This is a genomic window from Leptolyngbya sp. PL-A3 (genome assembly GCF_039962325.1).
Classification (GTDB): Bacteria; Cyanobacteriota; Cyanobacteriia; order Elainellales; family Elainellaceae; genus Vacuolonema.
In genome coordinates this window covers 101,897-120,720 of sequence record NZ_JAMPLB010000021.1, presented here as the reverse complement: position 1 = coordinate 120,720, position 18,824 = coordinate 101,897, and the positions used below count along the sequence as shown (strand labels likewise).

At 49.5% G+C, this 18,824-nt stretch carries 19 protein-coding genes; 12 read left to right on the top strand and 7 right to left on the bottom strand.

All coding sequences use genetic code 11. From position 1 onward, the window contains the following. Positions 1-147 precede the first annotated feature (147 nt). Positions 148-1,563 carry a HAMP domain-containing sensor histidine kinase gene (locus NDI52_RS17345; RefSeq protein ID WP_190772352.1) on the bottom strand — a complete coding sequence of 472 codons (1,416 nt, stop codon included), beginning with the start codon at positions 1,561-1,563 and terminating at the stop codon, positions 148-150. A gap of 1 nt (position 1,564) precedes the next feature. Next, a complete protein-coding gene (locus tag NDI52_RS17340) occupies positions 1,565-1,939 on the bottom strand; it encodes a response regulator (RefSeq protein WP_190772327.1) in 375 nt (124 codons plus the stop codon). Positions 1,940-2,301: 362 nt separating this feature from the next. Between NDI52_RS17340 and NDI52_RS17335 the strand changes: the two genes are divergently transcribed. Further along, positions 2,302-2,940: a histidine phosphatase family protein gene (locus tag NDI52_RS17335; protein ID WP_190772326.1), complete on the top strand. Its 639-nt coding sequence runs from the start codon at positions 2,302-2,304 to the stop codon at positions 2,938-2,940. 179 nt (positions 2,941-3,119) lie between these two features. Here the strand turns inward: NDI52_RS17335 and NDI52_RS17330 are convergent, their stop codons facing one another. Together NDI52_RS17330 and thrC are read right to left on the bottom strand one after the other, a co-directional pair. After that, on the bottom strand, positions 3,120-3,395 hold the full coding sequence (locus tag NDI52_RS17330; protein ID WP_190772325.1) for a MoaD/ThiS family protein: 276 nt from the start codon (positions 3,393-3,395) through the stop codon (positions 3,120-3,122). Positions 3,396-3,702: 307 nt separating this feature from the next. Beyond that, entirely contained in the window at positions 3,703-5,019 is a 1,317-nt protein-coding gene (gene thrC, locus NDI52_RS17325) for a threonine synthase (protein WP_190772324.1), read from the bottom strand. A gap of 293 nt (positions 5,020-5,312) precedes the next feature. On the opposite strand from thrC, the gene NDI52_RS17320 reads away from it, so the two are divergent. Together NDI52_RS17320 and NDI52_RS17315 are read left to right on the top strand one after the other, a co-directional pair. After that, on the top strand, positions 5,313-5,942 hold the full coding sequence (locus NDI52_RS17320; protein WP_190772323.1) for an adenylate/guanylate cyclase domain-containing protein: 630 nt from the start codon (positions 5,313-5,315) through the stop codon (positions 5,940-5,942). A gap of 155 nt (positions 5,943-6,097) precedes the next feature. Beyond that, the gene (locus NDI52_RS17315) at positions 6,098-6,571 is read left to right on the top strand and encodes a GNAT family N-acetyltransferase (RefSeq protein WP_190772322.1); all 474 of its coding nucleotides are present in this window, start codon (positions 6,098-6,100) and stop codon (positions 6,569-6,571) included. Positions 6,572-6,730: 159 nt separating this feature from the next. On the opposite strand, the gene NDI52_RS17310 is transcribed toward NDI52_RS17315, so the two are convergent. Both NDI52_RS17310 and NDI52_RS17305 read right to left on the bottom strand, forming a co-directional pair. Continuing rightward, complete coding sequence (locus tag NDI52_RS17310; RefSeq protein WP_190772321.1) at positions 6,731-7,105, bottom strand: hypothetical protein; 375 nt, start codon at positions 7,103-7,105, stop codon at positions 6,731-6,733. Between the two features lie 40 nt (positions 7,106-7,145). Then, a complete protein-coding gene (locus NDI52_RS17305) occupies positions 7,146-7,739 on the bottom strand; it encodes a glyoxalase-like domain protein (RefSeq protein WP_190772320.1) in 594 nt (197 codons plus the stop codon). A gap of 723 nt (positions 7,740-8,462) precedes the next feature. On the opposite strand from NDI52_RS17305, the gene NDI52_RS17300 reads away from it, so the two are divergent. The 7 genes from NDI52_RS17300 (at position 8,463) to murQ (ending at position 15,701) form a co-directional block, all read left to right on the top strand. Continuing rightward, entirely contained in the window at positions 8,463-9,155 is a 693-nt protein-coding gene (locus NDI52_RS17300) for a response regulator transcription factor (RefSeq protein ID WP_190772319.1), read from the top strand. A 1,451-nt stretch (positions 9,156-10,606) separates the two neighbouring features. Beyond that, positions 10,607-12,013 (top strand): GAF domain-containing sensor histidine kinase, encoded by a 1,407-nt coding sequence (locus NDI52_RS17295; protein ID WP_190772318.1) that lies wholly within the window; start codon positions 10,607-10,609, stop codon positions 12,011-12,013. A gap of 201 nt (positions 12,014-12,214) precedes the next feature. Next, positions 12,215-12,352 carry a hypothetical protein gene (locus tag NDI52_RS17290; RefSeq protein ID WP_190772317.1) on the top strand — a complete coding sequence of 46 codons (138 nt, stop codon included), beginning with the start codon at positions 12,215-12,217 and terminating at the stop codon, positions 12,350-12,352. A gap of 3 nt (positions 12,353-12,355) precedes the next feature. Continuing rightward, positions 12,356-12,814: a type II 3-dehydroquinate dehydratase gene (aroQ, locus tag NDI52_RS17285; RefSeq protein WP_190772316.1), complete on the top strand. Its 459-nt coding sequence runs from the start codon at positions 12,356-12,358 to the stop codon at positions 12,812-12,814. Positions 12,815-13,091: 277 nt separating this feature from the next. Continuing rightward, positions 13,092-13,925, top strand: a complete 834-nt coding sequence (gene larE, locus NDI52_RS17280) for an ATP-dependent sacrificial sulfur transferase LarE (RefSeq protein WP_190772315.1) — start codon at positions 13,092-13,094, stop codon at positions 13,923-13,925. A 469-nt stretch (positions 13,926-14,394) separates the two neighbouring features. Beyond that, positions 14,395-14,772 carry a DUF3110 domain-containing protein gene (locus NDI52_RS17275; RefSeq protein ID WP_190772314.1) on the top strand — a complete coding sequence of 126 codons (378 nt, stop codon included), beginning with the start codon at positions 14,395-14,397 and terminating at the stop codon, positions 14,770-14,772. Further along, positions 14,772-15,701, top strand: a complete 930-nt coding sequence (murQ, locus tag NDI52_RS17270; protein ID WP_190772313.1) for an N-acetylmuramic acid 6-phosphate etherase — start codon at positions 14,772-14,774, stop codon at positions 15,699-15,701. Before NDI52_RS17275 ends, murQ begins: the two co-directional genes overlap by 1 nt. On the opposite strand, the gene NDI52_RS17265 is transcribed toward murQ, so the two are convergent. After that, complete coding sequence (locus NDI52_RS17265; RefSeq protein WP_190772312.1) at positions 15,698-15,889, bottom strand: hypothetical protein; 192 nt, start codon at positions 15,887-15,889, stop codon at positions 15,698-15,700. The genes murQ and NDI52_RS17265 overlap by 4 nt on opposite strands. Positions 15,890-16,530: 641 nt before the next feature. Here NDI52_RS17265 and NDI52_RS17260 point away from each other — a divergent pair. Beyond that, entirely contained in the window at positions 16,531-18,033 is a 1,503-nt protein-coding gene (locus NDI52_RS17260; RefSeq protein ID WP_190772311.1) for a site-2 protease family protein, read from the top strand. A gap of 1 nt (position 18,034) precedes the next feature. Then, positions 18,035-18,817: a hypothetical protein gene (locus NDI52_RS17255; RefSeq protein ID WP_190772310.1), complete on the top strand. Its 783-nt coding sequence runs from the start codon at positions 18,035-18,037 to the stop codon at positions 18,815-18,817. Positions 18,818-18,824: the final 7 nt, after the last annotated feature.

The window sequence follows — 18,824 nt, the reverse complement described above, 5'->3', positions numbered from 1 at the left end:
GTGGGGCACGAAGTGCCCCACACCACCGTACTTAATCAACGTGCATAGCGCTATATAGCCTTACATGGGGTTAGGACAGTATTTTTTTGAAAAGCCCTGCGGAGCGGAGCTTTTCAGGTTCTAAGCGCGTAGCGCTATACAACACCGTTAAAGCGGCAGGGTAATCGTAAACGTTGCTCCTTCACCGGCCTTGCTACTGGCTGTAATGCGGCCACCTTGGGCCTCTACAATACGTTTTGCGATCGCCAATCCCAGTCCTGTACTGTTGCCATTTCGAGAAGCATTGGTCGTATAAAACTGCTCAAAAATATGCGGCAAGTGCTTCCGGGGAATTCCCGGTCCTTGATCTCGAACAATGAGCACAGCCGAATTTTTACCGCGTCGTCCTGCAATAAAAATTTCTGTCCCTGTCTGCGAATGTTTAATCGCGTTATCCAGCACATTCAGAAGTGCTTGAAGGAGCCGCTCAGGGTCACCCATAAATTGCACATCTGTTACATCCACTTGGACGGATAGTTGCTTGGCATCCATCCGCAACTCCATCGCCCGCACAGCACGGTTCACCAGGCCCTCCAGAGACATCATTTGCTGGTCGAGCTGCACAACCCCAGCTTCCAGGCGGCCCAAATCCAATAAGTCGTAGATCAAACTGGATAATCGTTTAGTCTCATCCTTGATGGTTTGGAAGAAGCGATCGCGCAACTCAATTTCTTCAACAGCCCCATTCTCCAGAGCTTCTACGGTCACCTGTACGTTACTAACGGGAGTACGTAGCTCGTGGGATACATTCGCAAGAAATGCGCGCCGTTCTTCATCCAGAGAGGCCAGTCGTTCACTCATGCGGTTGAGTTCTGCAGCCAGTTGGTCAAGTTCCTGGCTGGTACGAATGGAGAGGCGATCGCCAAAATGCCCCATCCCTACCCGCATGGCAAAACTCCGCATCGTCTCAATGGGCTTGGAGAGACTGCGGGCAAAGCGATCGCTGATCAACGCGCAGAGGAAGATGGTCAGAGCAAGGCTACCTAAGATTGTCCAGATGATCCGAGCAAACTGCCGCTGGAATTGCCCGAGGGTAATCGAAATTCGCAGCATTCCTATCAGCTCGTTATTCCGCACGATAGGCTTATTCGAGTAAAGGCGATCCTCCCGTGTCAGGACCCCTTTGGCAACTCCCTGACTAGGCTGTCCCTTTAGCGCTTGAGCAATACCCGGTATGGCCAGCCAGTCAGTGACTTGCCGATCGATCTCTGGGGTAGAGGTCGATAGCAACGTACCTTCTGGGCTGAACACTCGGACCGTAACGCTTTCAGGAGCCCCATAGCGTTGAGTAATGACGCGCACCTGCTCAATATTGCCACTCTCCAACGCATCTGCAACGCTTTCACTTAAGGCGGCTGCCAAATTATTCAGGTCTGTCTGCCTGGTATCCATAAAGTAGGCATAAAATGACCACAAAATGTAGCCAGACATAAGCGACGTGCCCAGGGTCGCTAGAAGTAGGTAGCTAGCTAAGAGCCGAGTATGAATTGAATTCCAGTTAATGCGTCGAGGCGACCAGCCCATGTTACGTGCGCTCTCCACCATGGCGGCGCAGGGCTGCCTTCATGCGAGCTAATAACTCTCGGGTGTTAAAGGGTTTTGTGATGTAGTCATCAGCTCCTGCTTCCAAACCCCGGATCTTATCAATATCCTGATCCTTCGCTGTCAACATCACAATAGGAACATTGGAAAAAGCCCGAATTCGCCAACAAATTTCCATTCCATCTACTTCGGGCAACATCAAATCCAACAGTACAATGTCTGGCCCAAGCTTATGAAACTGTTTAATCGCACTGTGTCCATCCACTGCGGTCGAAACTTCATATCCTTCTTTTCGCAGTGTGTAGGTGAGGCTTTCCCTCAGGGGAGCTTCATCATCTACCAATAGAACGTGAGTCATGGTACCCAGGTATTAAACATCTACACGAGCTTCACAAAAAAATAACTCGGTGGGCATCTCTCTATCGGTACAGATGAGCCAACTTTTATACAAAGGAATTTTTGGTCGCGTTTTTTAATATGGGCCTGGTTATTGTGGCAGGAGTGTTTAGCGTCCTTCCGATAATTCGACAGTACCTAATTTTGGCGTGTTGTTGAGGCGAATGAAATGGAACGCTAAGCGATCGCACGTCGTTCCATTTCATTCCCTCACAATACTAATTTTCATGCGTGAGACCTTTGAGACATGGCTGATAAATTTCTTTTCGGTACGATAGGTGCGAAGACGTGATCTCTCAATCATTTGCCCCTACGGACTGTGTCATGAGCCTAATCCTCTACTTATTGCGCCACGGCGAAACTCCTTACAGTCAAACCGGAGGATATTGCGGCAGCATTGACCCCGAATTGACGCCTGAAGGCCATACCATGGCCCAGGAATTTGCAGAAGCTTACGCGGCTTTGCCCTGGAATGCAGTTTATGCCAGTCCTATGAGGCGCACTATTGCGACCGCGAAGCCTCTTTGTGATGCGATCGCCCAGGATATGCACCTCCGCGACGGCCTGAAGGAAATCCATTACGGCGAGTGGGAGGGGCAAACCCCTGAGTATGTGAAAGAACACTACAACGACGACTATGTACGGTGGCTCACAGAACCCGCATGGAATCCTCCTACAGGCGGTGAAACCTCGGTACAAATTGCCAGCCGCGCCAATCTAGTTCTGGCCGAAATTGAACAGAAATATACTTCCGGTAATGTGCTTGTGGTATCCCACAAAGCCACCATTCGGATTATGTTGTGTAGCCTACTGGGAATTGATATCGGGCGGTATCGCGATCGCATCGACGTACCCGCCGCATCCCTCACGGTTGTGAAGTTCGACGTCCATGGCCCCTTGCTACAACGGCTGGGCGATCGCTCCTACATGAGCCCTGAGCTTTTCAGCCGCATCGGCACCTGATGTCCTAAAGTCGTGTGTGATGAGCTGTGTTCTAGATATGTGAATGGGATGGAGTGAAAGAGGCACGAAGTGCCTCTTTCACTCCATCCCATTCACATGTTTGACTAAATCTTGATCTAAAAAGAATCGTGCGTGGTGCCCGGCACCACGCACGATTCTTTTTAGATCTCTACAGAGGTTCAACCGCCAGCTACAGCCGGAACAATGCTAACCTCATCGCCATCCTTCAGAGCTGTGCTCTGCCCTTCCAAAAAGCGAATGTCTTCACTGTTGACGTAAAAGTTGATAAAGCGCCGCAGGTTCCCAGCATCATCGCATAGACGTGCCTTAATGCCTGGGAATTGAGTTTCCAGTTCGTTCATCAGGTCATCGATCGTTGCACCGCTGCACTCGACGGTTGCCTGATCTTTCGTAAACTTCTGTAGGGGGGTGGGAATCAAAACTTTGATAGCCATGATCAGCTTGAAGTGGTGAAAATAGGGGGAATACGCTCTAAGTAGAGCAGAAATTAGGGCTAAAAGGTCGGTTCCCTTTAGTAAAAAACAGTTCTTGATGAAACGGGCTCTAGGTAAAGCCTAGCGGATCATCTTGAAGAAGAACGTGTCCTTAACAAGATCTCATGGCTTTTCCGTCAAATCTTTATAAACATTATCCGGATAAAGATTATTCAGGTAAGGCCTTTCAGTTACTCTGTAACCTCGTCGTGGGCCAGAACTGGGTTTTCGCGGAGATAGTCCACGAAAACCCAATCCTTCGACCGTATTAAACGATGGTTTGCTGCCATTCCAGACGATCCAGGGTCTTAGCCCGCTCCAGAGCCCGCTCGAAGCTTTCTAGCTTAGGCTCAATGGTGAGGGGCTCACCCACATAACCTTGTACTGCCTCCTGGGTCTTGAGGCCATTGCCGGTGATGTAGGCTACCGTGACTTCATCGGGGTCAATCTTTCCGGCTTCTACCAGCTTCTTCAGAGTGGCGATAGTGGTACCTCCAGCCGTCTCGGTGAACACGCCTTCCGTTTCTGCTAGCAGCTTAATCCCTTCTACAATCTCCGCATCGGTAACAGATTCAATGTTGCCGTTTGTTTTGCGAGCGATTTCTAGAGCATAAACACCATCAGCAGGGTTGCCGATCGCAATGGATTTTGCAATGGTATTTGGTTTCACAGGTGAGATGAAGTCGCGCTCTTCGCGGAAGGCTTGAGCAATGGGGGAGCAACCTTCGGCCTGGGCACCACTGAAACGTACTGCCTTTTCTTCTACCAGGCCAATCTTGGCAAACTCATTGAAGCCTTTGTAGATCTTGGTGAACAAGGAACCAGAAGCCAGCGGAGCGACAACGTGGTCAGGCAGTTGCCATCCCAACTGCTCAGCGACTTCATAACCCAGGGTCTTAGAACCCTCAGAGTAGTAGGGGCGCAGGTTGATGTTGACAAAGCCCCAGCCGTGGGTGTTAGCGACTTCCGAGCAGAGGCGGTTGACCTGGTCGTAGTTGCCATGAACAGCCATCACTGTGGGAGCATAAATCAGAGTGCCGAGCACTTTCCCGGCTTCCAAATCGGAAGGAATGAAGACGCAGCACTCCAAACCAGCATGAGCGGCGATCGCTGCAGTCGAGTTCGCCAGGTTTCCGGTACTGGCACAGGAAACGGTGGTGAAGCCCAATTCACGGGCGCGAGTCAGAGCCACAGACACCACCCGATCCTTGAAGCTCAGGGTGGGCATGTTGACTGCATCGTTTTTGATGTAGAGGTTTTTGATTCCCAGGCGGCGAGCCAGACGATTGGCTTTGAGCAGAGGAGTCATCCCGGTGCCCACATCAATGGGGTTGTCGGTCGCAACGGGGAGAAAGGAACGGTAGCGCCAGATCGAGTTGGGGCCAGCTTCAATGGTTTGGCGGGTAACGGTGCGAGCCAGGGCGCTGTAGTCGTAGGCAACTTCTAGGGGGCCAAAGCAACTTTCACAAACATGGATTGCCTTCGGTTCATATTCGGCACCACACTCTTTACACTGCAGAGCTGTAAAGGTGGCCGCTGTAGCAGGGGTACGGTTCAGAGTGGTGGGGTCGATAGCCTGAGTCATGTTGTAAAAAGTTCCTTGGTACGCTGAAAACTTTAAAGGGTTTATGGAGTGGGCATTTCACCCGTTTCTCGAACAAGTTGAGCTGATAGTAACACGGGCTACAAACCCCGTCAAACATACCCGATAAAAAAAGTCGGGTATGCTCTTCTGATGTATTGGCGAGGGTTTCAGGGCATACTGGTGTCGCGTTCCCTGGAAAGCGTCTCGGCTCACTTCAAAAAAATTGCCGAGGTCGCTTAAATCCGTCACCTGGTTCCAAACATTTCTCCTTCAAAAATTCCTGAAATCTTGCTATGTCGTGTTCTAATTCCTTCTTTGTCTATCGTGGTAATTCTCAGCCCGAGTTGGAGCGGTTGTTGAGCGATCGCCTTGACCACCCCGATAAACGGGCTGCCATCGACAACCACATCCGCGAATTATTCGTCGAAACTTACGCGGTGCTGGTATTAGATTCCGCCGGTTTTTCTCGAGGCTGTCAGCAGAGCAATATTATTGAAGCCCTCGCCAGGGTGGAACAAATGCGGCGAACCCTGGTACCCCTGTTTGAACAGCAAGGCGGCCAAATCTTCAAAATTGAGGTGGACAATATCTACGCCGTTTTCCCGAATGTTGCAACTGCCCTGACCGTATCTCGGGAGTCTATAAAGCGGCTTGCTCCCTTAAATATGCAGGCCAGCATCGGTATTGGATATGGGGAGTTGTTGATGATGGCCGAGCCAACTCATTACAACAATGTCTACGGTGTTGAAATGAATCTGGCCTCCAAACTTGGGGAAGACGTAGCCGCTGCCAACGAAATTTGGTTGACCGAAGCTGCAGCTCAATGTCTAGACCCAGAACAGGACGCTGTTGAAAGCCATGTCATTCACATCTCAGGGCTCGACTTGAAGGCTTACCGTTGTCGTCAAGAGCAACTATCATAGCCGTCCCTATTTCCATAGCCAGAAACTTAGGAGATTTCCAAATAATGGGGATATTGTTTCTCAGAAATCTCCTTAGTAAGCCAGGGTGTAGCATGTAATACTACGTCCTGGCTTTGTTGCTTAGAACCGTCCCATCCCGATCATGGAAGGAACCGATGGAATCTAACTTGTCTTTCAGATCGGCTACCCCATCAGACATTCCTCGGTTGCTGCCAATGATCCAGGCTTACTATGCCTACGACCAACATCCTGATCCCGGCGATCGCCTTCCTCAAGCCCTGGAAGATCTCCTCGCTCACCCTCACTGGGGTCGCATCTGGCTGATCTGCTGTCCTAACCCCATCGGTTATGTGATGCTAGCCCTGGGCTATAGCCTGGAAGCACTGGGCCAGGAAGCGTGTGTCGATGAAATTTACTTGCAGGAACCCTACCGGGGACAGGGCATTGGGCGAAAAACCTTTGACTTTATTGAAGGCTTTTGTCAGCAGCAGGGCATCAAACGGCTTTACCTGGAGGTCGAACGGCATAATTCATCCGCTCAACGCCTCTACCGAAACATTGGATTTGAGGATAATGATCGCCAACTTCTGACGCGATGGGTCAAGCCTTCACAGGCAGGCCAAGTATAAAAAGAGTGGCGCAGTACATTTCACTGTGCCACTGCTGAAGCTTGCTCAAGAATCACAAATAAAACAACCTGTCATTCTTTCTTGGAAGTGGTGGCTTAGCCACCACTTCCAAGAAAGAATCGCAGGTTGTTCAATGCACGATCCCAAGTGAATTGGATGTTATTGAGGGCGATCGCCCAACGACGTCACGTCCGAGCTGGTTACAGATACCTGCCTATAGGGCACACCCCGGTAAGTCAGCTGAATAACAGGTGCTGCCGCTTGAACCGGGACAGCAGGCTCAAGTTTTATTTCTGGAGGTGCAGGAATCTCAACTGGAGGAGCCTGTACAACTGGCGCTGGGCAGGGTGCTCCTCGATAGGTTAACTGCGGGGGAACTAGCCTTTCAGGTTCTGCGATTTGGTCAAGTATTTGAGCTAGCCGCCGTTCATAGACCTTCCGAGGCTGGAGCAAATAGCTAATAAACAGGCAGAAACCAACAAAGAGAGCCGCCGCAAGGGCTTCAACTAAACCGACTTCGATCAGGGTCTCCATGGATGCCTCCAACCTATTTTAGGTCGTGACTCGGTGACAGCTAATTTGATATTTCGGCCATTTCATAAATGCGCCCCTGCCAATCCTTTAAGAGGAAATTAAGAGGCTTATCGCGACGTATTTTATACTGAGCTCCCCGGGTCTGGGCGCGCATCAGCAACAATTCCATACAATCATGGTCGAAGCAGACATGGCGCTGTCGGTCGTTTTGGCCCATGCTGGCTCCTGAAACAACATGAAGCTGAGTGTTTTTTCTGAGTTGATACCACAGTCCTTCTGGAGCATTAGCTGCCCGTGTCGGTGTAGCACCGTAGGCGGCTGTTGAGAAAAACGTGGGGTCAATTGAGGCAGCCCCCAAAGTTTGCTCGTAGTTGTAGTAGTAGTGCAAAGGCACATCCGCCGCCGACAGATCGAGCACATCTTCATAGATGCGACGGGCCAAATCCAGGTCAGACACCATCACTGTGTAGACCTTAGGTGCACTGGTAAGAAACATCCACATGGCTCCGGCGTAGGCCACCAGGAGCATAACCATAACTCCCTGAGTGGACAGCAACCCATCAACTAAGGGTAGAGCCATCAACACTGAGGAGAGGGACGATAGGGATAAATCAAACGCTGACAGCAGCAACATTTAGGGTTCCGAAAGAAAATTTCCTAAATTAAAAGCAAGGGAATATCCTTGCTTGCTTCCAGTTTATCAGCATCTTTTCGAGGGTGTTGGAAAAGGCTTCGAAAGGGGCAATTTTTCATCCACAATCCCCACTTTGTAAATAACCCCGCTTTGGGATTACCTGAACTATCCATTTTTGTGTGCTTTTTGCACACAAAAATGGATCTTTTCTAGTGCCCCGCAATTCGCAACTCTCGAAAACGTCCTTAACCTGAACTCAAGTTGGATATATCAGGCGGCTTTCTGCTTAGGATCGTGTATTGAATAACCTGTACTTGTTTTTGAGGAAGAAGCAGTTTCGCCCGCCCTCAAAAACAAGTACAGGTTGTTTTATTTGTGCTCCCTAGTACGCTGAGGCGGAAATCCATCACCTATGTTTTGTGTGGGGTGCGAAGCACCCCACACAAAACATAGGTTGCGAACTTAGGCCGCAGCCTACTAGTCCTCACCTCTGTTGTTCTCTAGCACAGGTGAAAAGAGGGATCGGAGTTCTGGTGCAAGCTCCGCATCTATCTATTACTATGCTTCTCTGGAAATTGGGATTTTGGCACGGTACGGTAGGAAAGGGTGAATGCCAGGAGAACGGCAGCATTGAGCTCTATAGCCAAAGCATGCCCCTTTCCTTTCAACTGGTACTCCTGGAAACTCTTGCCCCTAAACTGCATACATGGTGGAGATACGCAAATGACTGGACAGTTGTTGCTGGTAGATGATGAACCAGGTTTACGGCAGGCCGTACAGGCTTACCTGGAGGACAGTGGATTTACCGTGCATGTGGCCAGTAATGCCCGCGAAGGATGGGATTTGTTGGAGCAAACTCTACCCGATCTGGTCATATCCGACATCATGATGCCCCAGGTCGATGGTTATCAGTTTCTCCAGCAAATGCGCGACGACCCCCGATTTGAAACCCTGCCGGTGGTGTTCCTTACAGCTCGCGGTATGACGACTGATCGGATTCAGGGGTATCAGGCAGGCTGTGATGCTTACCTACCAAAACCTTTTGACCCAGAAGAATTGGTGGCGATCGTCAATAGCTTGTTAGAGCGGCGAGCTTCTCTCAGTCGGGCAGCCACTGATGGCGACAAATCCGACATTGCCGACATCCGTGAACAAATTGCTCAAATTCGTTCGATGCTTACCCAAAAAGGCGGTGTGACTCAAACCCCAGCTCCGATCAAAATTGACTTTACTCCCCGAGAGCAGAGTGTGCTTAATTTGGTTGTTGAGGGTCTGATGAACAAAGAAATTGCCCGTCGCCTTGAAACCAGCGTACGTAATGTTGAAAAGTATGTAAGCCGCTTATTCAGCAAAACCGGCACAAATAGCCGTACAGAGCTGGTTCGTTATGCTCTGGAGCATGGCCTGACCAATTAGAACTGGAAACTCGTCTACCCATCCGGACAGTTTTTTCTGAATCCCCTAATTTAAGGAGCGCAGTATTTCAAAAGTCAGGGGTTTTAGAAAGACTGGCCAAAATATTGCTGAAAGTTCGGGGCTGGCACATGTGTGGTATGTAGCAGATTTCAAGCACCGTAAATTCTATGAATGCTTCTGAATGCTCGTATCTAGCTCACTTGTGTGAGCCCCGTGGTTAAACAAGACCCTATACAGGAGTCAGCCCTAGGATTTCTAGGTTCTTCCCTTGAGAAGACAGGCAGAGGAGCGGCAAACCGGTAGCATCGTCATGTTGCTGGGGCATTGGCTTCAGACACTAACAGCAGGAACGGTTCGCTCAAGTTCCCCCAGGGAAGGAGGTTGGTATGCGCATGTCACGGGAAATGATGCAGGGGTTATATCTGGCGGTAGTCCTTGTAGGGGCAAGTGCCGTTGTGTTGTACCTTATTGCACTTGGCACACCCTATGGACCCTTGCATTAGGGACAGAGCACAAGGGATAAGCTGTGGCGATCGCCACAGCTTATCCCTTAATACCCTAATCTCAAATCAATAGGAAGCTATACAGAATGGGAGGAGTGGAACTGCATGCCACTCCTCCCATTCTGTATAGCTTCAGAAAAACGACATTACCTATGAATTTCATGCGTAAAGAAGGTGAGTTGAAAGTAATGCTTTAGATCCATCCATATTTGGCTGTTGTGGAGGCATTCTGTACCCTTTCTTCTACAACACACTCGCGGCACGATAGTCTAATGGTTAAGTTGAACCCATCGCAGACTTATGCTTCGCCCGAAAGTCACTGGCTCAAAAATCCTGACTTAAATTATACAGGACTTTAAGTTATAGGTAAGAAAACAATAAAGACTTCACACAAGATTTGACGAGAGATCCTTAAGAAAACAGTTTCGATTAAGACGTGGCCCCCAGCGAACTGAGCTAAAGATTTTGTAATTTAATAGACATATCTCTAGACATCAGGTATTGCAGCAGTTCCTCGTAATGTTTTGCACTGCTTTAAGCGCTATAAAATGCTTGGGTAGCTGTTGCGATCTTAGACGTCCTTTCCTATTAGAGATGGTGCTTTTCGGAAACCGTCAGTGAAATTGCTTGAATTTAACCTGAGTTGTTTAAGCTCGAATTATGCAACCCTTATAAACTCCTAGAAAACAAGGGTTTTCCTCAACCAATCATTCGTTTCGCCAGTAGAATTACGGATGATTTTATAGGGGCTTATCGATCACTCTGAGCTTACTGCATGACGAGTTTAGACGAAATTCAGACCCTTTGCATGATGGTGCAATTCGCAAATTAACTTAGGGAATCCTGAAAATAGATCAAGGCAATTTGGTGTTTTGAAGTTCCAAACATCAGACCCTTTGTTCCACCCATCTTCGCGCCCACAACATTACCCCTGATCAGAGGGTTCCAATGCTAGACCCAAATTCTAAATTACTTTGCCATTACGACGATGCTGCTGAAGCGCTAGATGAGCATCGACGGACAAAGGCGATATCAGAATTAGGGCTGATGGATATCGAAAGCGTGCCCGTATTCGAGGAGGCAACGCAAACCGCAGCCCATTTATTGAATGCACCTATTTGTATCTTGGGTTTGATGGAGCCAGATCGACAGCTCTTCAAATCGGCCTTTGGGCTTTGCCGCATTGGGCTCATGAATGAGTTGGCAACCTCCCGCCAACTCCCACGTAATGAAGCGTTCTGCTCACAGGTTTTTGATACACAACAGGTTCTTACCTTATCTGATACTCGCTTAGATGAGCGGTTTGCTAACAGCCGTTTGGTTCAACGCTATGGGATTCAGGCTTATGCTGGAGTTCCCATATTTACGTCCAGTGGCTACTGCATTGGAACATTGGCTGTGATGGACCTATCTCCTCGCCAATTTACCAGTCGTGAACTCGAAATGCTGGAGTTGGTTGCTCGCTGGTGTATGAGCGAGTACGAGCGTAGCTATCTACGTAAGCAAACGATCGCAGAAAAAATGGCAGTTAGTGCCCCAGCACCTCTTACAAGTAACATCAGTGCCATTAAAGGAACTCTGCTATCCCACATGGCTCAAGAGCTAAGAACCCCACTTACCTCTATTCTCGGTATGGCTAGTGTTCTCAATCGCGAGATCTATGGCCCCTTGACCGATAAACAGAAGGAATACATGGACATCATCCACAACAGTGGCCAGTATTTACTCTCTGTGCTGAATGAAATGCTGGAGTTAGGGGCTCTGGAAGAGAAGAACGCTTCCCTGAACCTATCCACTGTTGATATTGAAATGCTTTGTCAGCAGTCGCTTACGGCTCTTCAGCAGGCTGCACAACGGCAAGAGCAGCAGTTGCGTTTGACAATGGGGCTGGGGCCGAGCGATCGCATCTGGCTACTCGACAAGGATAAAATTCGGCAAATGCTGTATCACCTGGTTCTCAGTGTGATTCAGGCCGCCAGCCCTGATAGCGATATCCGAGTTCATGTGTCTCGTCGTGACAACCATCTAACCCTGGCTATTTCTGTCTATCATCCCTGGCTAGGAGATGGGCTGCCCCATGCCGACTACTTGTTGCGGCAATTGATGGAAAGCACTCCCGGAAGCACCTGGGATAATGGAGCGAACTATCCTGAGCTTGCTTCAGAAAACATTGATGAAGAAAGCCCTCTTGCGGAAGTGCAACGAGCTAAGAAAATCGCTACCGTCTCCCGCCAAAGCCTGGAATTGAACCTCTGTAAGCAGCTCATTGAGCTTCATGGAGGTGATATCAAGCTACAGGGTACTCCGGAGAGCGGATATCGCTATCTTGTAACAATTCCTCAATTGTCGGAATAAGCCGCAAGCCCCTGAGTTGAAGGTGGGGGCAGATGTTAGCGGCCTCTTCATAGCAGGCAGGCTCAAAAAGTAATACTTGATCATTTTCGATGATTCGTTATGATCTATTTACTGAGATCGAAAGATTAGAGGTTTTGTCCCTGTTAAGCGATCGCTGCAGGGGCAGGGCTGCTCTAAGCTACCTAAGGAGCTAGCAGATCAATGGATTTCATTGAAAATGTACTGGAAAAGCTACGGGAATGGGCACAAAAGCTGATCGAAGCTATCCTTGGGCCTGATGTGCAGCCCGAAGCTGAGCCGATTCCCATTCCTGTTGATGATCGGGGGCGCCGCCGGTAAGCCTTGCTAGACAACACTTCGCCTCTCAATCTTTTGGTTCTTCATGGGCCAAATCTTAATTTGCTGGGGAAGCGTGAGCCCGAAACCTACGGTCGTATAACCCTTCAAGAGATTGATCGTCGCTTGCGGGAAGAAGCGAATGCCCTGGGTAATGTATCTCTCGAAAGCTTTCAGGAAAATCATGAGGGGGCCCTTATAGACCACATCCATGCTGCGATGGGAGTGCGTCATGGCTTGCTGATTAACCCAGGAGCCTATACTCACACCAGCGTTGCTATTCGGGATGCCATTGCTGGCACCGAAATTCCAACGGTTGAGGTTCACCTCAGTAATATCTACCGGCGTGAAGAGTTTCGTCACCACTCTTACATCGCTCCGGTTGCCATTGGGCAAGTGAGTGGGTTTGGAGCCGATAGCTATTACTTGGGCCTGCGTGCCCTTGTGCAATATTTGCGGCGTTGACCGCAACATCTACCTGAAACAGGGAGGGCGATCGCTCTCCCTGTTTTATTTATTCAGGTGCTCTTACATTGCACAGGAAATTTCTGCTTATCAGCATGTTTTTCGTTGGGATGCCCGTTACACGGGCGTTCCAACAAAAAACATACCGTTTCTAGAGGAAGCGGAGTTCATAGCAGGTGGTATTACTCCATTGAAATGGCTTTATCCAGAATTCGTTACACTGTTTGATAGTGTAGCCAGGGAAATTTGACTTGGCGGTCAAATGTTGGGGTGAGTCATGGATTTAACGACGCGAACCTTAGCAGAAAAGTATGAGCAGCTAAAAGCCCTGTTTCAGGAAATGGAACAGGCGCTCATTGCTTACTCTGGTGGTATTGATAGTACTTTAGTAGCCAAGGTGGCTTTTGATGTGCTGGGCGATCGCGCCCTCGCCGTCACGGCCGAATCCCCTTCGCTAATGCCTGAGGATCTGGAAGATGCGCGTAAGCAGGCAGCAGAGATGGGCATTCCTCACAAAATTGTCCAGACGCACGAAATGGACAATCCGGACTACACCGCCAATCCGGTCAACCGCTGCTACTTCTGTAAAAGCGAATTACACGACACGTTAAAACCTTTGGCTTTGGCCTGGGGCTACCCCTACGTCGTGGATGGGGTAAATGCTGATGATTTGGGTGACTATCGTCCAGGAATTCAGGCTGCTAAGGAACGGGGAGCGCGATCGCCTCTGGCAGAAGTTGGCATTTCCAAGTTAGAAGTGAGAGAGCTCTCCCGTAATCTGGGTCTGCCTTGGTGGGACAAACCTGCTCAGCCCTGTCTCAGTTCCCGCTTCCCCTACGGCGAAACCATTACCGTTGAGAAATTGCAACGAGTCGGTCGGGCTGAGCGCTATCTGCGGCAATTAGGCTTGAAGAATTTGCGCGTGCGTTCCGAGGGAGACACTGCCCGCATTGAACTGCCGGTTGAGGACATTCAGGCCTTTGTGCAGACTCAAGACCTACCTGCCCTGGTCGAACAGTTCCAGATTTACGGCTTTCTCTACGTCACCCTAGATCTGGAAGGATTTAGCAGTGGCAAGCTCAATCGAGCTTTGGCCTTGAAACAGTCCTAAAAATCAACACTTGAAGGATTGAAGGACTCAGAACTAGCACTATTCTTGCTGTGGCAGTTGACATAGGGCTTGTAACCCAAAGGAGACAGCAATTCTCAGTATGGGTTTCAAAGCTGAGAGTTCGTGCCCGAAGGGCACGAACTCTCAGCTTTGAAATCCAACCCGAAAATAGCCCGCCGAAGGCGGGCTATTTTCGGGTTGGATTTCAAAATGAGAATTGCTGCAAAGGAGACCGGTTTAAGCTAATCTCTCTCCTTCCGGTATAAGTTTTGCGATAGCGGTAGTGTGGGAAAGATCACTGACAAAAATGCGTAATACCAATCCAATGTGAGGATGCGTCTAATCCTAAAAAGATATAGGGCCAGGGATTTTTTAGGAATACTTCAGGCGAATTTAACCTTTGTAGCTTACTGCTATACCATGGGGTTTCATAGTCGTGTTCCGTATTGTCCTGCACCCCGTAATTTTCATGCGTGTATACGTCCTACTGTTCAACCCTGGCACTGAAAACGAAGGCATCTATACCCTCAAAATGCAGGAGGATGACCGTAATGTTGTGCTGATGTTTGAGTCAGAGGAAGATGCCACTCGCTATGGGCTGCTATTGGAAGCCCAAGATTTCCTGTCTCCTAGTGTGGAGCCTATTGAGTCGGAAGAGGTGGAGGAATTTTGCGAGGAAGCGGAGTACGAGTGTGTTCTGGTCCCTGAAGGAACCCTTGCTATCCCCCCTGAAACAAATTTGGACGACGTTGAGTGGGATCCTGAAAAGGGGCCAGAGCCGCCACCGGATGATTTCTCCACCTCAGAGCTAGATGCGATTCGCCGCCGCTTGGAGGGATTGCTGTAATGACGCAAGCCACAGGACTATCAGAGCGCGGTCACCTTCTGACCGAACAGGCCAACCCCGCCAGTGAGCAGCTTGATAGCTTATCTACCTTAGAGATGGTGACGCTGTTTAACCAGGAGGACCAAAAAACGGTTGCAGCTATCGCCGCAGTTCGAGAAAAACTGGCAGAGGCTATTGATCGAACCGCAGCAACCCTGAGCCAGGGAGGTCGGCTGTTTTATGTAGGAGCCGGTACCAGTGGTCGGCTCGGAGTCTTGGATGCAGCAGAGTGTCCTCCCACTTTTTGTACGCCTCCTGAACTGGTACAAGGCATTATTGCTGGCGGCGAGCCAGCTTTGGTTCGCAGTTCCGAAGATAAAGAAGATCGAGCAGAGGATGGGGCAGAGGCGATCGCCCAGCGTCAAATCACTTCGCATGATGTTGTAGTGGGCATTGCTGCTGGAGGCACAACCCCTTACGTCCACGGAGCTTTGGCAGAAGCCCGTCAACGCGGAGCTACCACCATCTTTATCGCCTGTGTACCAGCCGAGCAGGTATCCGCTGCGGTAGACATTGATATTCGCTTGCTGGTTGGCCCTGAAATTCTAGCGGGTTCCACCCGATTGAAGGCCGGAACCGTTACCAAAATGGCCCTGAATATTCTTTCTACTGGAACGATGGTGCGGCTTGGTAAGGTCTACGGTAACCGCATGGTAGATGTGGCTGTTACCAATCAGAAGTTGCTGGATCGGGCCGTTCGGATTGTCCAAGACCTCACCCAATTGAGCCGAGATGGAGCGGCTGAGCTATTAGAGCGCAGCCAGCGGCGGGTCAAGCTAGCACTACTCATGCACTGGACCGGCTTGGATGTGGACACGAGCGATCGCCTTCTAACAGAGCACCAAGGACATCTCCGGCAAGCGGTAGCGGCGGCTCGTCCTGATGCTTAAACACCACCACGTACTTTAAAGCTGTCTGGAAAGGTGTTCTTTCTTACGCTTATCCAAAAAAAACTTCCAAACAGCCCTGTGTTCAAAAGTTTAAGTTTTCCTATATTTGACCTCAGTTCGGGATAAGCTGAAAAGCTCATTTTGGCGTGCGCAAAGCGTACGCCAAAATGAGCTTTTTCGAGTGCCATGCAACGCACGGTACTCGGAAACACCCTTAACCCGAACTCAGGTTATTTGGGGTGGAAGATTTGAACGATTCTCCATTCCAACCACGGTTGATTTCTGCCGCTCATGGCTAGGACCTGCTTTAAAGGTCATTTTTTCGTGTGCTTTATGCACGAAAAAATGACTCTTTCAATCAACTTTAAAACATGCCCCGGCTATTTTTATTAAGACACCAGCACGCTGTCAAGGAGTTTTTGAGGGGTCTACAACCCCTCAAAAACTCCTCAAATTTCATGTTCAAGTGTGGGTCAACCCCACACTTGAACATTGACAGACTACTAGCTAAGGATTAAGTTGTGCAGCGTCTCGCCCTCGGCCTACGTTCTGACAAAAATGACAGTAGCTATACTTAGATGCTATGTCAAAATACGCAGTTTTCGTGTTTTTACCACGTAGCCGCGAGAACATGAGGACTTTGAATTTCGGGATGGCAAGGTGCAAGATGCAACTATAACTTCGCTTATGGGGTGATGGGAAGAGTTGCAAGACTCCATATAATGCAACAACAATGCAGATCTTTTACCAGGGAAAATCCCTTCGTTTTTCTAAGAAGGGAAAATTCTCCTGATAACCTGTAAAGTTTTGTAAAAATATTGCTTGAGTGATGATAATTATTCTGATTTTGCTGGTTGCGCTCGGTGTATTGGTATGGGGATTCAATCGTGCTCGCCCCTATGGCAAGCCTGGGCTATTGGCCTGGCTGCAGTCGGTTGTACTGATGGCTCCCTGGCTTTTAGTCTTTAGCCTGTTCAGCCTGGGTATTTTCATTAACTTGGCAGCTATTTTGGTAATTCTGGTGCTATCGACAGTTGCCTATATTTACTTAGGTAACCAGCTGCGAGCCTTGGGGCAAGATGCCTCAGCTTTTCGTCGTCCGTCAGCAGTTGCTTCAGAGGAACCCAGTGGGCAAACAGAGGTAATTAGCTCCTCAGAGGCTCCTTCTCCTACGTCTGATGTCGTTAAACCAACGCTAGCCGTTGAGAAAATTCCAGCAGAAGATCTACAAAAGATTAAAGAAATTTTCGGGGTTGATACCTTTTTCGCTATCGAAACTATTCCTTATATGGATGGGGCTATCTTCAAAGGCAATTTGCGGGGAGACGCAGCCGAGACCCATCAATCCTTATCGGCTCGCTTAGAAGAGCGTATGGGCGATCGCTATCGCCTGTTCTTGCTGAATGATCCAACGGAGCGGCCGACTGTTGTGATTTTGCCTAGCCAGAATGATCCCAAGCCCACAACCCTGACCCAAAAGCTATTTGCGCTGGTATTGGCTCTGGCAACCCTGGCAACCTGCTTGGAAGCAGCGGGTATTCTTTTAGGGTTTGACCTCAGTACAGAGGTCGCGCGGATTCCAGAAACTCTAGCAATCGGTGGAGGGCTATTAAGCATCCTGGCAGTCCATGAAGTTGCCCATCGCTGGGTGGCACGGCGTTACCAGGTCCGCCTTAGCCCACCCTTCTTCCTTCCAGCCTGGCAGTTAGGGTCTTTAGGTTCCCTTGTCCGGTTTGAGTCGCTTTTGCCTAACCGTAATGTGTTGTTTGATATTTCCCTGGCGGGACCAGCGGCAGGTGGCTTATTAGCCTTCATCTTTCTGATAATCGGATTATCATTATCACATCAGGGTGGTATACAAACGGGTAGTTTGTTCCCATTGCAATCAGAATTTTTTCAAGGTTCAATTCTCGTCGGTACAATGGCTCGAATTATCCTTGGAGAAGCAGTTCAGCAGCCTTACATTGAAGTACATCCATTAGTCGTGGTGGGATGGCTCGGCTTGATCATTAATGCCATTAACCTGATGCCTGCCGGTCAGTTAGATGGAGGACGTATCGTTCAGGCCATCTACGGTCGTAAAGTAGCGGGGCGCACCACTGCCGCAACCTTGATTATTTTAGGGGTTGCCTCTCTGGTCAATCCACTAGCGTTGTACTGGGCTATTGTCATTCTATTTTTGCAACGGGATCTCGAACGCCCAGCATTAAACGAATTAACCGAACCTGATGATGCCAGGGCTGCTTTTGCGCTTTTAGCATTGTTTTTGATGGCAGCAACATTGCTCCCACTCACCCCGGGCCTATCAGGTCGGCTTGGTATCGGAGGCTAAAATGTCGTTCAATCCCCCTGTGCTCGTTGTTTTGGATATTAGCGCCCTATCAGCGGGCACCAATCGGGAATGGCTTGAATTTTCTCGGATTGGTGAAGTCCATATTCCACAGTCTGTCTACGAAGAGATGAAATTTCTCTATGGGCGCACTCCAGATCCTGATCTGGAGTCGCTGGCCCGAGCCTTTCATCACTTCTATCCCACTAGTACCTGGAAAATCACAGAGGCCACAGCCCATCACCCCAGTTTGACGGCGGCGGCCCAAGCCCTTACCAAACGGGCTCGTATTGCGCTGGCCGCTGCTCGCTGTGCCTATGCGTTGTCACTCAGTCACTCAAGCTACCTGACAGTACTGGCCACGAATGACCGAGGGCTGTTGCAAAAGGTTTACGAAATTCCGTCAAATAACTTTTGTGCCATTGATGCCCCATCTCTTATTCAGTGGTGTCGCAGTGGCCAACGACCCATTTCAGTGAGCCAAAAACTTCAACAAATGAGGGCCACGGTCGCTTCTGGAATCATCACCCAGCCCCAGACGAGCGCATCCCGCATCGTCTCTACTTCCGCTCGCTCCACGACGGCAGTTCGTCATCGCTCTCGCCCAATTACGAAACCAGTTCAACCTTCTCTGGTATCCTCAGAGGCAGTGTCTCAGTTCATTTCGCTTATGATGGCCCTGGGAGGGGTTTTAATGGCGGGATGGCTGCTCTGGGCCGTCATTAGTGGTTCCAGTTTTTTAGAACCATGGCGGCAACCGGTTAGCCCGACGGAAAAATCTGGTTGATTTGTCT